11 protein-coding genes are annotated in these 13,958 nt (G+C 42.9%); 2 read left to right on the forward strand and 9 right to left on the reverse strand.

Annotated elements, in window-relative coordinates; translation table 11 throughout:
• Positions 1-130: 130 nt before the first annotated feature.
• The gene (locus MD536_RS17645) at positions 131-4,228 is read right to left on the reverse strand and encodes a hybrid sensor histidine kinase/response regulator transcription factor (protein WP_239602553.1); all 4,098 of its coding nucleotides are present in this window, start codon (positions 4,226-4,228) and stop codon (positions 131-133) included.
• A gap of 98 nt (positions 4,229-4,326) precedes the next feature.
• On the opposite strand from MD536_RS17645, the gene MD536_RS17650 reads away from it, so the two are divergent.
• Entirely contained in the window at positions 4,327-4,872 is a 546-nt protein-coding gene (locus MD536_RS17650) for a dihydrofolate reductase family protein (RefSeq protein ID WP_239602555.1), read from the forward strand.
• Between the two features lie 64 nt (positions 4,873-4,936).
• Positions 4,937-5,965 (forward strand): NHL repeat-containing protein, encoded by a 1,029-nt coding sequence (locus MD536_RS17655; RefSeq protein ID WP_239602557.1) that lies wholly within the window; start codon positions 4,937-4,939, stop codon positions 5,963-5,965.
• A gap of 79 nt (positions 5,966-6,044) precedes the next feature.
• Here the strand turns inward: MD536_RS17655 and leuB are convergent, their stop codons facing one another.
• From leuB to MD536_RS17695, 8 genes are all read right to left on the reverse strand, one after another.
• Entirely contained in the window at positions 6,045-7,118 is a 1,074-nt protein-coding gene (gene leuB, locus MD536_RS17660; protein ID WP_239602558.1) for a 3-isopropylmalate dehydrogenase, read from the reverse strand.
• 19 nt (positions 7,119-7,137) lie between these two features.
• The gene (locus tag MD536_RS17665) at positions 7,138-8,661 is read right to left on the reverse strand and encodes a hydroxymethylglutaryl-CoA lyase-like TIM-barrel protein (RefSeq protein ID WP_239602560.1); all 1,524 of its coding nucleotides are present in this window, start codon (positions 8,659-8,661) and stop codon (positions 7,138-7,140) included.
• Positions 8,662-8,678: 17 nt separating this feature from the next.
• Positions 8,679-9,275: a 3-isopropylmalate dehydratase small subunit gene (leuD, locus tag MD536_RS17670; RefSeq protein ID WP_239602561.1), complete on the reverse strand. Its 597-nt coding sequence runs from the start codon at positions 9,273-9,275 to the stop codon at positions 8,679-8,681.
• A 45-nt stretch (positions 9,276-9,320) separates the two neighbouring features.
• Entirely contained in the window at positions 9,321-10,724 is a 1,404-nt protein-coding gene (gene leuC, locus MD536_RS17675; RefSeq protein ID WP_239602563.1) for a 3-isopropylmalate dehydratase large subunit, read from the reverse strand.
• 309 nt (positions 10,725-11,033) lie between these two features.
• The gene (locus MD536_RS17680; protein ID WP_239602564.1) at positions 11,034-11,384 is read right to left on the reverse strand and encodes a DUF5615 family PIN-like protein; all 351 of its coding nucleotides are present in this window, start codon (positions 11,382-11,384) and stop codon (positions 11,034-11,036) included.
• Positions 11,384-11,614, reverse strand: a complete 231-nt coding sequence (locus tag MD536_RS17685) for a DUF433 domain-containing protein (protein WP_239602566.1) — start codon at positions 11,612-11,614, stop codon at positions 11,384-11,386. Before MD536_RS17685 ends, MD536_RS17680 begins: the two co-directional genes overlap by 1 nt.
• A gap of 88 nt (positions 11,615-11,702) precedes the next feature.
• On the reverse strand, positions 11,703-12,536 hold the full coding sequence (locus MD536_RS17690) for a hypothetical protein (protein ID WP_239602567.1): 834 nt from the start codon (positions 12,534-12,536) through the stop codon (positions 11,703-11,705).
• Between the two features lie 11 nt (positions 12,537-12,547).
• The gene (locus MD536_RS17695; protein ID WP_239602569.1) at positions 12,548-13,957 is read right to left on the reverse strand and encodes a S41 family peptidase; all 1,410 of its coding nucleotides are present in this window, start codon (positions 13,955-13,957) and stop codon (positions 12,548-12,550) included.
• Position 13,958 lies beyond the last annotated feature (1 nt).

The raw sequence follows: 13,958 nt of genomic DNA on the forward strand, positions 1-13,958 counted from the left end.
CTAATTGTATCGTTAAGAATGAACTAATTTATCCCCCTCTTCAAAAAAACAGGTATGCTAAACTGTTCTTTGAGGGTATCAAAATGTTCGCAACCCTCTATTTTTTGATCTTTTGTAGGGGTTGATTTGTTTAGTCGGTAGGAAAAGTACCAGGACCTGGTACAATTTTAGCTTTTCGTTCCTGCTGGTATTGTGAAGGAAGTTGTCCGAAAGCTTCTTTAAAGTAACGGGCAAAGTATTTTGGGTTGTTGAATCCAACCATATAAGCTACTTCCGTAACATTATGATTGGACTTTTCAAGCAATTGAGCAGCTCTTTTCAAACGAATCTGGCGAATGAACTCAATGGGTGTTTGTCCGGTTAATGCTAACACTTTTTTATACAGGCTGGTTCGGCTCATGTAAAGTTCCTGCCGCAGGTTATCTACATTAAATTCTGCATCCCCCATGTTTTTTTCAATAATTGCCAATGCCTTTCTGATAAACTGATCTTCTCCCTCTTCCTCCACTTCAGGTTCAGACGGATTTACTTCCAACTGTTTTTGATAAGTTTCTTTTACCACCGATTGGTAATTCAGCAGGTTTTTAATCCGTGAGAAAAGTATATCGTAATTAAAAGGTTTGGTCATGTAATCATTCGGACCGGTTTCCAGTGCCTGCAATTCTGTTACTTCTCCTTCTAATGCAGTTAAGAGTATGACAGGTATATGCCTGGTCCGGGAATCCGTCTTGATCTTTCGGCACAATTCAATACCGGAAAGGATGGGCATGCTGATATCACTCACCACCAGGTCGGGATGTGCGCTCAATACTTTTTTCCATCCCTCCATTCCCTGCACGGCTTCGATAATATTGAAATGTTCCCGTAAACTATTTTTTAAATAGGTGCGGAAATCGTCATTATCCTCTACCAATAACAGGGTTGGTTTCTTGAACAACTGCTGACTGCTTTCCAGCACATGTGTCGGATCTGAACTTTCAAGTGTACTTGCTTTGATGGGAAGATAAATTCGGAAGCAGCTCCCTTTGGGTGTTACCGGCTCCACTTTAATTTGTCCTCCATGCATTTCCACAAATTCCCGGGTGATCGATAAGCCAATTCCACTTCCCTGGTTTAAAATATGTTCCGGTGAGCCGGCCTGGTAAAATGGTTCGAAAATTTTATCTCGCTGATCAGCTGGTATACCAATACCATTGTCAGTTACATTGATTTCCAACAGAGGACCTGCTTCCCCCTTACAGGTCTTAACTTCCAATTTTACCTGTCCACGCTCTGGCGTGAATTTGAACGCATTGGACAAGAGGTTAAAAAGAATCCGTTCCAGTTTTTCCTTATCAAAATACATCTTAACAGGATCGGTAATCCCCTGGTATCGGTATTCAATGTGTTTGTTATTGGCCATATCATTAAACGATGCAGCCACTTCCTGGATATAAGCAATAATGTCAGACTCTGATACCTGCAGTCGCTGCTGATGTTCCTGCATCTTGCGGAAATCAAGCAGTTCATTCACCATGTTCAGCAATCGTTTCGCATTGCGGTTGATCATCTCGAACTGGTTGCGCATTTCCCCAGGAGCAGTTTCTGTGATCATCTTCTGAATAGGAATCAGGATAAGTGAAATAGGAGTTCTGAACTCATGACTCACATTGGTAAAAAATCGTGTCTTCATCTGGTCCAGCTCCCGGATGCGTTGTGCTTCCTGTCGTTCTATGGCTAATTGCATGCGCATCTGCTCTCTTCGGATGATCTGTCGGCGGGCAAAATAAATGACTGCTGTTATTGTAACTGCATACAAGAGATAAGCCCAGGGTGTTTTCCAGAATGGCGGTGCGATGGTTAGCTGTACTGAAAGCGCTTCTTCATTCCATCCGCCTTCCGCATTCGAGGTTCTAACCCGGAAGGTGTAGTCGCCTGGATCCAGGTTGGTATAAGTGGCCATCCGGGTATTGCCATTGGCAATGATCCAGTCCTTATTAAACCCCTCTAACAGGTAGGCATACCTGATTTTGGCTGCATTGGAATAACCCAGTGCTGCGAACTGGATGGTAAAATCATTCTGATTATGCGCCAGTTTCAATTCCTTTGTTTCGGTTATGGATTGCAGTAAGACATCACGGTTATTGACTTTTTCACCCACGCTTACTGTTCTGTTGAAGAGCTGAAAATCAGTTAAGACAACAGGAGGCTGATGAACCGGGGCTTTCAGCAACTCAGGTTTAAAGAGATTGAATCCATAAGCACCTCCGAATATCAATTCCCCCGACCTGGTTTTATAGGCAGCGTACCGGTTGAATTCCCGGCTTTGTAAGCCATCATGTTCATTATAATTCATGCAGCGGATGCCAGCCGCACTTCCATTCTCTATTAATATCTCAATTCTGGATAAACCGGACTTGGTACTCACCCATAGTTTTTTTTGATTGTCCTGCAGGATGTCCAGGATCGTGTTATCCGGTAATCCGTCTTTTAAACTGAAGGAGAGAAATTCAGTTTTGCCTCTTGGTAAAACATTGAGTCCGCGTTGCGTGGCTACCCAGATATTCCCGTTGTGATCTTCCAGTATGCCATTTACACTGTTATAACTCAGCTTGCTGTTTTCTGCCGTATAATTGATAAATCGCCCACTCGATTTATCCAATACATCAATTCCCCAGGAAGTTCCGATCCAGAGATTCCCTCTTGAATCTTCCATCAGACTGGTAACATTATCATGATGCAGGGTATTGGGAACACCCAGGTTGTGATGATAGAAAGTATTGGTCTTACGGTCCAGGCGATCCAGTCCCGAATTCAACATGCCGATCCAGAGATTCAGGTTGCTGTCTTCAAATATGGTAAATACATTGTTGGCCGCAAGGGAATTCGGGTCCTGCTCATTGTGACGGTAATGCATAAACGTTTTACCATCAAAACAGTCCATACCGCCCTGGTAAGTTCCAATCCATAATTTATCCTGGTGATCCAGGTAGAGTGTTACAATTACATCGTTGCTTAAGGAGTTTGGGTTTTCTGGTTGATGACGGAATTGCCGGAAGCTATTTTGCTGCCGATCGTAATAAATCAGGCCACCTCCATTGGAGCCGATCCAGAGATTTCCTTTTTTATCTTCTACAAAGGCATTGATATCTTCAAATGGCAAACTATTCCGGTTGGCAGGTTGATGGCGCACAAGAGGAAACTGCAAACTATTGGGGTCGTAATAAGAGATTCCTTTTTTGTAGGTGCCCAACCAAACAATGCCTTGATCATCCGGATACACTGCATAGAGTGCATTTTCTGCGATATAACCGGGGTCACCTTCTTTTGATTTCAAGACCTGTATAGCAGCGCGGTCTGCACTAATAATATTCACTCCTCCATGATCGGTGATGATCCAGATTTGTCCGGATGCATCCTGTGCAACTCCGGTAATGGTATTACTGCTGAGTGCAAGAGGAGTTGATTTTTCATGATACCGATGAATGGAATTACGGGCCGGATTGTAATGATAAACACCTTCTGAATTGTTTCTATGATAAATCCAGATTTCATCCTGTTTATCAATGAACATGGAAAAGCCTAGTATTGGTTTGATAGATTGCTTTTGTATGATCCGGGTCTGCACCAATACTTTATCCTGATCCACGTCATATTTTTCCAATAATCCATTGTACCTTACCAGCCAGAGATATTTTTTTGAATCCAGTGCCGCGCAGGTAATAGGATTTGGTATTCCTTTTTCTATTCGGGTGGTGCGAAGCTGTTTGGGTTTTCCTTTGTCTGAAACCTTGTACACGCCTGCATCTGCATAGATGAAATAATAATCCTGCTGTTGTTTGATGATGGTTACTAAACCATCTATTGGTAATCCTCGTGAAAGCAGGTAGCGATCCGAACGCCGGCTAAACTTTTCTGTAAAGGGATCATATAGGTTCCAGGTACTTTGCGTGCGGATCCAGAGTTTTCGATCCGGACCTTCCACAATCGTAGAAACATGATCATCCATGATGGTGGTGCTGTCTTCCTCGCGGTGCCGATAGGTTTTGAAGCCATAGCCATCGTAGCGATTGAGTCCCGACATGGTACCAAACCACATGAATCCCCGTTCGTCCTTAAAAATACAGTTGACCTGGTTGTTGGATAAGCCATGAGAAATATTGAGTTGTGCGAAGCGAAATTCAGTCGCCTGACCATTCATCATAAATGGCAATAGTAATGCAACGAATAAGGCAAGCAGGCGACTCATGTCAGCAGTTATAATTAGGGACCATTAATATAATGTAATTTTCAGATTGCAGCCAGCAGTATCAAAAAACAACCTGATTTTATCAAAATAATACTTTTATGAGCAAGGAAACTTCAAAACGTTTATGCATTCTTTACATCGCTATGAGTCTGGATGGGTACATCGCAGGCAAAGATGACAATCTTGATTTTTTAAGCAAAGTAGAATTAGCAGGAGAAGATTATGGGTATGCTTCGTTTCAACATGAGGTGGATACATTGATCTGGGGAAGGCGTACTTATGATAAAGTGCTCAGTATTGGTTGGGAGTTCCATCATCGCGACAAAAAATGTTACGTGGTATCAACGACCCGAAAAGGTTCAGATGAGAACGTGGAGTTTGTTACAGATCCGGTAGAATTGGTACGTTCCTTGAAAGCATCACCCGGGAAACATATTTACTGTGATGGAGGTGGGGGAGTTGTAGCAGCTTTACTGTCCGCGAAATTAATTGATCGGTTGATCGTTTCCGTTATACCTCATTTGGTAGGAGATGGGATTCGCTTGTTCAGAGAGGGGTTGCCTGAACAGGAGTTGGTTTTCCGGTCAGCCAATACTTTTCCAACTGGATTGGTACAGCTTACCTACGATGTTAAAATTGTTTAAGAATCGGGTAAGAGTTCGTAAGGTTGGGCTGATGGAGGCGGTGGGGATTCTGTATATTTAAGGTATGGATCGTAGAAAATTTGTCAAAAACAGCTCCCTTGCCATGGCAGGATTAATGATCAACCCGATTGATGGCCTTAGCCAGGAACCCCGCTTCGGGCATGGTCCTAAGCGCTATAAGATTGATACCCGCTGGAGTCAGGCGGATGTGTCGAAAACCCCTGTGAACGACTGCCATGAAATGGTGCAGGACGCCAAGGGGCGCATCATCCTGTTGACCAATGAAACCAAGAACAATGTGATGATCTATGACAAGGGTGGCAAGCTGCTCAGTTACTGGGGTACTACCTATCCAGGCGCACATGGTTTAACGCTATTCAATGAGAATGGAACAGATGTGCTGTTTATCTGTGATAATAACCGTCACCAGGTGATCAAGACAACCGTGGATGGCCGCGAGCTGATGGTACTGGATTATCCCAAAGAGGCGGGGATTTACAGCAAGGCGGATGAGTATGTGCCTACAGAAACAACCATCGCACCCAATGGAGATATCTTTGTAGCAGATGGCTATGGCAAGGATTATATCCTGCACTATGATGCTAAAGGGAAATTCCTGGGTTATTTCGGCGGACGTGGAGCTGAGTCCAAACACCTGAAGAATGCACACGGTGTTTGCTTTGATAACCGCGATAAAAAGAATCCCTGCCTGATTGTTACGTCGCGCGAAGAGAATGCCTTCAAGCGATATGATCTGAAAGGAAATTATCTCAATACCATTGCGCTGCCCGGTGCCTGGGTTTGTCGCCCTGTTATCAAAGGCGATTATCTCTATGCGGCGGTGCTGCAATCAAGTGATCGTCCCTGGCAGTCTTCCGGTTTTATCACCATCCTGGATAAGAACAATAAAGTGGTATCCAATCCCGGTGGAAATGAACCTGTTTACAAGAATGGGGTATTACAACCGCTCACGCAGCTGAATCCACTTTTTGCCTATCCCCATGATGTTTGTGTGGACGATGAAGAGAATATCTATGTGGCGCAGTGGAATTCACGTAAAGTGTATCCGTATAAACTTACTCCGGTAGTCTGATTTCACCGGTCGGGTGAATTTTCCGGTAGATTTTCCGGTCGGGTATATCCCGCCCGGTAAATCTACCACATGGAATACCTTATATCTCCGCCAATACCTTTTCCCCCATCGCCGCCGTTCCCAAAATTTTATCTTTCGGCGTATTAGCATCCGCAATATCTCCTGTGCGATAACCTGCTTTCAGCACCTTGTCTACCGCATTGATCACTGCTTCAGATTCTGCTTTCATTCCGAAGGAAATATCCAGCAGCAGAGCAGCGGAGAGAATAGAAGCCAGTGGGTTCGCAACTCCTTTTCCTGTAATATCATGCGCAGATCCGTGAATAGGTTCATATACACCAGTACCATCACCAATAGAGGCACTGGCCAGCATGCCCATGGAGCCTGCGATTTGTGAAGCTTCATCAGTCAGAATATCACCAAACAAATTGGCTGTAACCACCACATCAAAACGACGCGGATCCTTAATCAGCAACATGGCTGTTGCATCCACGAACTGGTGCTCCACTTCCACATCGGGATAATCCTGTGCTACTTTCTGTACCACTTCTCTCCAGAGACGGGAGGTTTCCAGTACGTTGGCTTTATCTACCGAACATAATTTCTTGCGACGCGTACGTGCTGCATCAAATGCCTTGCGTGCAATGCGTTCTACTTCATAGCGACTGTATTCTGCCAGATCATAGGCCGTATCACCCTCATTCTTGCGACCTTTTTCACCGAAGTAAATATCACCTGTCAGCTCCCGGAAGAAGAGGATATCAGCTCCACGAAGGATCTCAGGTTTGATGCTGGACGCATCCAGTAATTCATCAAATAATTTAATGGGGCGAAGGTTGGCATACAAGCCCAGCTCCTTGCGCATTTTCAGCAATCCCTGCTCCGGACGTACTTTCGCAGAGGGATCATTATCGTATTTAGGATGTCCTACTGCGCCGAATAATACGGCATCAGAGGCTTTCATTTTAGCGAGCGATTCATCCGGCAATGCCTGTCCGGTTGCTTCAATGGCTACATGCCCGATCAGCGCTTCATCATAGGTAAAACTGTGTCCGAATTTGGCCGCGATGGCATCCAATACCTGTTTGCCTACTGCTGTCACTTCCTGTCCGATGCCATCTCCGGGCACCACTAAAATCTTTTTATTCGCCATTGATTGAAAGGGTTATTGTTCAGATAATATTAAGCATTTTCTGTGTGGCTTTGATGGCCGATACAGTTTGGTCACTATCGAGTCCGCGTGTTTTAAATTCCTTTTGCTGATTCTTCCAGGTAATGACGGTTTCACAAAGTGCATCACTTTTTCCGCCGGGTGGAATCCGCACCGCATAATCGACCAGCAAAGGCAACTCGATTTTTTTCTGTTTGTAAATTTTCTTGAGGGCATTCATGAAGGCATCGTACTGGCCATCGCCCTGTGCCTGCTCCTCAAATTCCTCTCCGGCAATACTTATTTTGATCGTAACCGAAGGATTCAGGTTTTTGGCATGCACCAGGGCATAATTTTCGATGCGCACTTTGTCCTCGATAGTATTACTGTCAAGCACATCCGAAATGATATAGGGCAGGTCTGCCTGCGTTACCACTTCTTTGCGATCACCTAATTCAATGATACGTTGTGTTACTTTTTTCAGATCCTGGTCGGACAACTGGATGCCTAGTTGTGCCAGGTTGTTTTCGATATTGGCTTTGCCACTGGTTTTACCCAGGGCGTATTTGCGCTGGCGACCAAAACGCTCGGGCATCAGGTCGCTGAAATAGAGTTTATTCTTTTTGTCGCCATCGGCATGGATGCCGGCTGTTTGCGTGAATACGTTTTCGCCTACTACCGGTTTGTTCACAGGAATACGGAATCCGGAGAAGGTCTCCACCAGTTTGCTTACCGTGTAAAGCGATTTCTCTACCACATTGGTTTTAACTCCCGGCATGAAATCATTCAATACCGCGATGGCACTTGCCAGGGGCGCATTACCTGCGCGTTCGCCCATCCCATTGATAGTAAGATGTAAACCATGCGCGCCGGCTTTTACTCCTTCCAGTACATTGGCGGTACCGAGGTCGTAATCATTGTGCGCGTGAAAATCAAAATGGATACCCGGATAACGTTGTACAATAGCCGAAACATATTCCCTTACTTCATCGGGCGTAAGAATGCCCAACGTATCGGGCAGCATGATTCGTTTAACCGGCTGCGTTATGAGGAAGTCGAGGTACTGGTATACATAATCCGGCGAATGCCGCATACCATTACTCCAGTCTTCTAAATATATATTGGCATCGATTCCTTTTTTCTTCGCCAGCGCCAGTACTTCTTTTACATCCGCAAAATGTTCTGTGGGCTTTTTCTTCAGTTGATGCGTAAGGTGATTCAGTGATCCTTTGGTGAGCAGGTTCATCACTTTGGCTCCGGCCTGTTGCATCCATTGAATGCTGACATCACCATCCACAAACGTAAGCACTTCCACTTTGTGCAGGAGTCCGTTTGCCTTGGCCCATTTGGTGATTTTTTTTACTGCATCAAATTCGCCTTCAGAAACGCGGGCGGAGGCAATTTCAATACGATCCACTTTTACTTCGGTCAACAATAATTGCGCGATGGTTAACTTCTCCGAGGCGGAAAAAGAAACCCCGCTGGTCTGCTCACCATCCCGAAGGGTGGTATCCATGATCTCAAGGGAACGCTTGGCGGGTGACATGTTGGTAGGGCTTGCTATTAATAGGGGCTGTTCGCTGCAAAGGCTTTGATCTCTTCTTTCATCGCCTGCAGGTAATCGATATCATCGAATCCATTCATCAGGTTGTGTTTTTTATAACCATTGATATCGAAGGATTCTTTTTCACCGGTTGCCAGGATCGTAATGCTTTGTTCCGGCAGGTTTACTTCGATTTCAGTTTTAGGATCCGCTTCAATTGCTTTGAAGATTTTATCCAGAAATTCAGCTGAAATCTGCACGGGCAGAATACCTATGTTTAGTGAGTTGTTCTTGAAGATATCAGCAAAGAAGCTGGATACTACGCAACGGAAACCATAATCGTAAATGGCCCAGGCTGCGTGCTCGCGACTGCTGCCACTACCGAAGTTTTTTCCGGCTACAAGGATCTTTCCGGTATAGATGGGGTTGTTTAAAACGAAATCTGTTTTCGGGGTATTATCACTGTTATAGCGCCAATCGCGGAACAGGTTATCTCCAAAACCCTTGCGCTCGGTTGCTTTTAAAAAACGCGCAGGGATGATCTGGTCCGTATCCACATTTTCAATAGGCATGGGAACTGCGGTGGAACGGAGGATGGTGAAATTATCGTAAGCCATGAATGGAAGTATGAAGTATGAAGTGTGAATTATGAAGTAGGGTTATCAAATCAGTTCGCGGGGATCGGTTACTACTCCGGTTACTGCGGCGGCGGCTGCTACAAGTGGACTAGCCAGCATGGTACGGGCACCCGGACCTTGTCTTCCTTCGAAATTGCGGTTGCTGGTGCTCACAGCGTATTTGCCTGCAGGGATTTTATCATCGTTCATCGCCAGGCAGGCGGAACATCCGGGCTGACGCAAGGAGAATCCCGCCTCTGTCAGGATATCGAGAATGCCTTCCTCCTTGATTTGCTGCTCTACGATATGTGAACCTGGTACGATCCAGGCAGTAACATTATCTGCTTTTTTTCGACCTTTTACAATAGAAGCAAAGGCGCGGAAATCTTCAATGCGACCATTGGTGCAGGAACCGATGAATACATAATCCACCGGTTTGCCCAGCATGGGTTCGTCTTCATGGAAACCCATATAGTTGAGAGATTTTTCGTAGCTGGATTTGCCACTGCCGCTTTCATGGGAAACAGGAATATTTTTGCTGATACCGATGCCCATACCGGGGTTGGTACCGAAGGTGATCATCGGTTCAATGTTAGCAGCATCAAACACATATTCTTTATCAAAGCTGGCGCCTGCCTCGGTGTGCAGGGTTTTCCAATAATCCAGTGCTTTCTCCCAGGCTTCGCCTTTAGGAGCTTTTTCTCTGCCCTTGATATAATTGAACGTGGTAGCATCCGGGGCGATCATACCGCCTCTGGCGCCCATCTCGATACTCATGTTACATACTGTCATGCGGCCTTCCATGCTCATCTGCTCGAATACCTCACCTGCAAATTCAACGAAATAACCGGTAGCACCTGCTGCAGTCAGTTGTGAAATGATATAGAGCACCACATCTTTAGGAAGAACACCTTTATTGAGTTTACCATTCACGGAGATGCGCATGGTTTTGGGGCGGGGCTGCATGATACACTGTGAGCTCAGCACCATTTCCACTTCTGAGGTACCAATACCAAAGGCGATGGCACCAAAAGCACCGTGTGTGGAAGTATGGCTGTCGCCACATACGATGGTCATGCCCGGAAGGGTAATTCCATTCTCCGGACCAACAACATGTACGATACCATTTTTTGGGTTACCTAGTCCCCAATGTGAGATGCCATACTTGGCGGTATTGGTTTCAAGGGCTTTCAGCTGGTTGGCGGAAAGAGGATCGGCAACCGGCAAGTGTTGGTTGATGGTAGGGGTATTATGGTCGGCGGTTGCAAATGTTTTTTCGGGGAAGAGGACAGAAAGTCCACGTGTTTCCAGTCCGAGGAAGGCAACCGGGCTCGTAACTTCATGAATAAAATGACGATCGATCAATAAAACATCCGGTCCGTCCGGAATACTTTTCACCACATGTGCATCCCACACTTTCGCAAACAGGGTCTTCGGGCTTGTACTCATTTTTCAAAAATTATAATAGAACCGCTAATTTCTTAAAATTTGAGCAAATTCGGTGCAGAAAACTTGGGGGATGTCTAGAATAACTCCTAAATGCTTGAAAATTCTTTGATTAAAATACTAACTAGCATTTGTTTTTGCGAAGAAAGGGGGAAAGGAGGAGGGGGAATGGAGGATGTAGGAAAGGAGAAAGGGGCAATTGAAGATGGAGGCTGGGAGGGGGCGACTTCGCGTTATCAATTGTCCCATGGACTTTTGGGGTGATAGCCCCGAACTCCGATTGGTTCAAAATGAATTCTCAGGTAAATAGGATTAGTATACCCTTTGTCTGATGTTGTTTTGTTCAATTACAGAAAATGCGGCTTCAAATTTTATTGTCTCTTCCAGCAATAGTTTCAATAATTTTCTTCCTGCAAATAATGGATCAGCGCCTTTCTCTCTAAAGTAAATTACGCCGGGTTTATTAACAGACGAATACCGAAATACAATTTCACCGTAGTCTCGATCAAAAGTCAAAATGATTAAGTTTTCACGTAGGGCAATCTCAACCACTTCAATGTCAGCAATGCCAGGCTTTAATTCCTGTATACTAAGAATATGAAACCCTGCCTCACGTAATAATAGGATGCTGGGCTTGGGAAAATTTTCATTTGCAAGAAACATCAGGCAGAAATTGGAAAATATAATTCCTGTTGAAGGCAGTCCTTAAGGTAAGCAAAGACGGCGCGCAAAGAATCAGTTGTAAGATTCGGGTATGCTTCCAAAATTTGATTTTCTGTCCAGCCTGAACCAAAGAGTTCAAGAATTAATTCTACCGAAATTCTTGTACCCTTTATAATTGGCTTGCCCAGAAGGACCTGTTTATCTGAGATAATATGATTCTGCCAATCCATACTGCAAATATATAATATTTCAGGTGAAGGCAAATTGTTGAAAACTAGGTTATTAGGTTAAGTGAAATGAATTAACATGACCAGCTATTTACTGCCATTCAGGGTACCGTACATCGAATGAATCAAGTATTTCTTTTGCTGTATCATATAAATGTTGCCTGCCTAACTGCTCATAAGGCAATAGCATTTGATTTAGATATTTTTTAGCGAGTTCATAATTTGTCCATTCATACCAATAGAGTTCTTTCAAATAAAATAGCTGTGATCCATAAAATCCTTTACGTCTCATTTCTTCGGTTGATTCTTCAAAACATTCAACTCTTTTGGCGCTATTTATATCGTTTATAAATAGTTCATGTGAAGTGTCAAAATATTTCTCCTCTGCAAAAACGCCAACACCATCAGATGTATTAACAAATCTCCATCCATTTTTGGGCTGTACAGTTATTCTAAGTCCATTTCCGTTCGCGTCATATCGTTTTTGTTTCCTAATTATAGGTTCCAGTTCCAGCACTTTCAATAATTGTGAATGTTTATCAATTAAAATAGGATCTGTGAGCAAATTTTGAAATAATGCATGGGAGGTGTTGCCAATGTGTATTAAACCATCTGAATCCATGGGGCATAATTCACCTGAGGGATAGTCTTCATTGTCTTGGGTATGAATAACAAATCCGAAATGTGTTCCAGCAAATGCTGTTTTGCCAAATGGAAACAATTCTATAGGTGTTTGTTGGTATCTTGCTTCGTTTGCTTCAATTATTTCAAATCCGAAGAGGTCATCCAAAATGTCAAGTGGATGGTAGCCATTTCGATTACAGTAAGTTTCAACTGTAATCAGGTTATTAAAGAATAATTCAGGTATTTGTACTCCAAAATATTCAGTAGCATCGCTATACGTTTGGAATGGAAGAGGACTCAAAATTAGCGATTTTAAACTTTTCGAAACTTTTCTAAATAACCATCTTTGTGCTTGATTTGAATCTCCACTACTTCGTTGTTTGTATTTCTGACAAATCGTACAAACTTAAATCTTTCTGTGAGGAAAAAATCGATTGCGTCCGGAATAAGCAGTTGTCTTAAATAAAAATCATACGTCATGAATAATTTATCATTTTCCAGAGTGATTACTACTTTTCTGTAATCTCCAATATAACTGGAAAAATTTCTATGGAAATAGGGCTCTCTGTTATCGATAATTGTTCGTTCCTTTTTGTAATATTTTGTCTTTACTCCAGTTGTGTCAGTATTGGGTAATAAAGCTAATCCATACGCTATTGAAAATGCACTATCAGCACTACTTTGAATATCAGGTTTAATACCTATGCCTTCAATTGAGTGATTAAAATTGTTTTCGTCAAATACTCTAATATTGGGGATGACGGCGGTAAAGTAGTTATCAAAAAATGTTTCGCAATATCCGTTGCCACCACCCGTAGTTGCTTCTCCAACTACTGTTGTGTTCTGATTAAGTAGCCTCAGTTTTTGCGTTACCAGTTCGCCGGCCGAGAATGTTCTTTTGCTTGTAAGAATATATATATGTTTGGAGCCTACCAGGTTGTTTTTGATGGTAGTATCAGTGTAATATTTTCTCGGAAATTTATACTCTTTGTCACGTCCGCTTGAGTCTATTCTGAATAGAATCTCTGTTGTTATAAAATAAGCCCCTTTCGATTCAGCAAAATGAGAAGAAAATTTTGCAGCATGAAAAATATTGCCACCAAGATTTTCCCTGAAATCAAGTATAATGGAGTTGGAATTTTTTAGATAAGTAAGGACGGTTTCAATGCTTATACGGTTTTTATTTACTTTTTTGTAGAAAGATGCTGATTTGAAATCTTTAATCTCTACATAACCAATATTGCCAGGTAATATTTTAATTTCTCCATAATTAAACATATCCTGCTTCGTTCGGGCTCTATATTTTTTGTCGAATGCATCCTGTCTCCGTGTAACTTTTTTACGAAGGCGTTTCATTTTTTTTCTGCTTAGATTATCTAAGTACAAATATTTCGGATCAGTTGTCATACTTCTATGAGCTGGATCAATAATAATATGATTATCTCTGCTGACCCTTCTCAAGTCTTCGTTAATTTCATATACAAACTCGTCCATATTTAAAGTGGAATCATACTGTCCGGTACTCAGTTTGTATTTTATAGTATCACACATGGCTTTTGCTATATTGGCATCCAGGTATGAATTGTAGATTTTAATCGATAGATTTTCTACTAATTTGTGTTTAGTAGAATCGGTTTGGCTAAATGAGATGATGGGTATTAATATGATCACATATAATGCAATATAAATTGAGAATGATCTTGTATTAATATTTTTATTCATT

The organism is Flavihumibacter cheonanensis (assembly GCF_022352215.1).
GTDB classification, from domain to species: Bacteria; Bacteroidota; Bacteroidia; order Chitinophagales; family Chitinophagaceae; genus Flavihumibacter; species Flavihumibacter cheonanensis.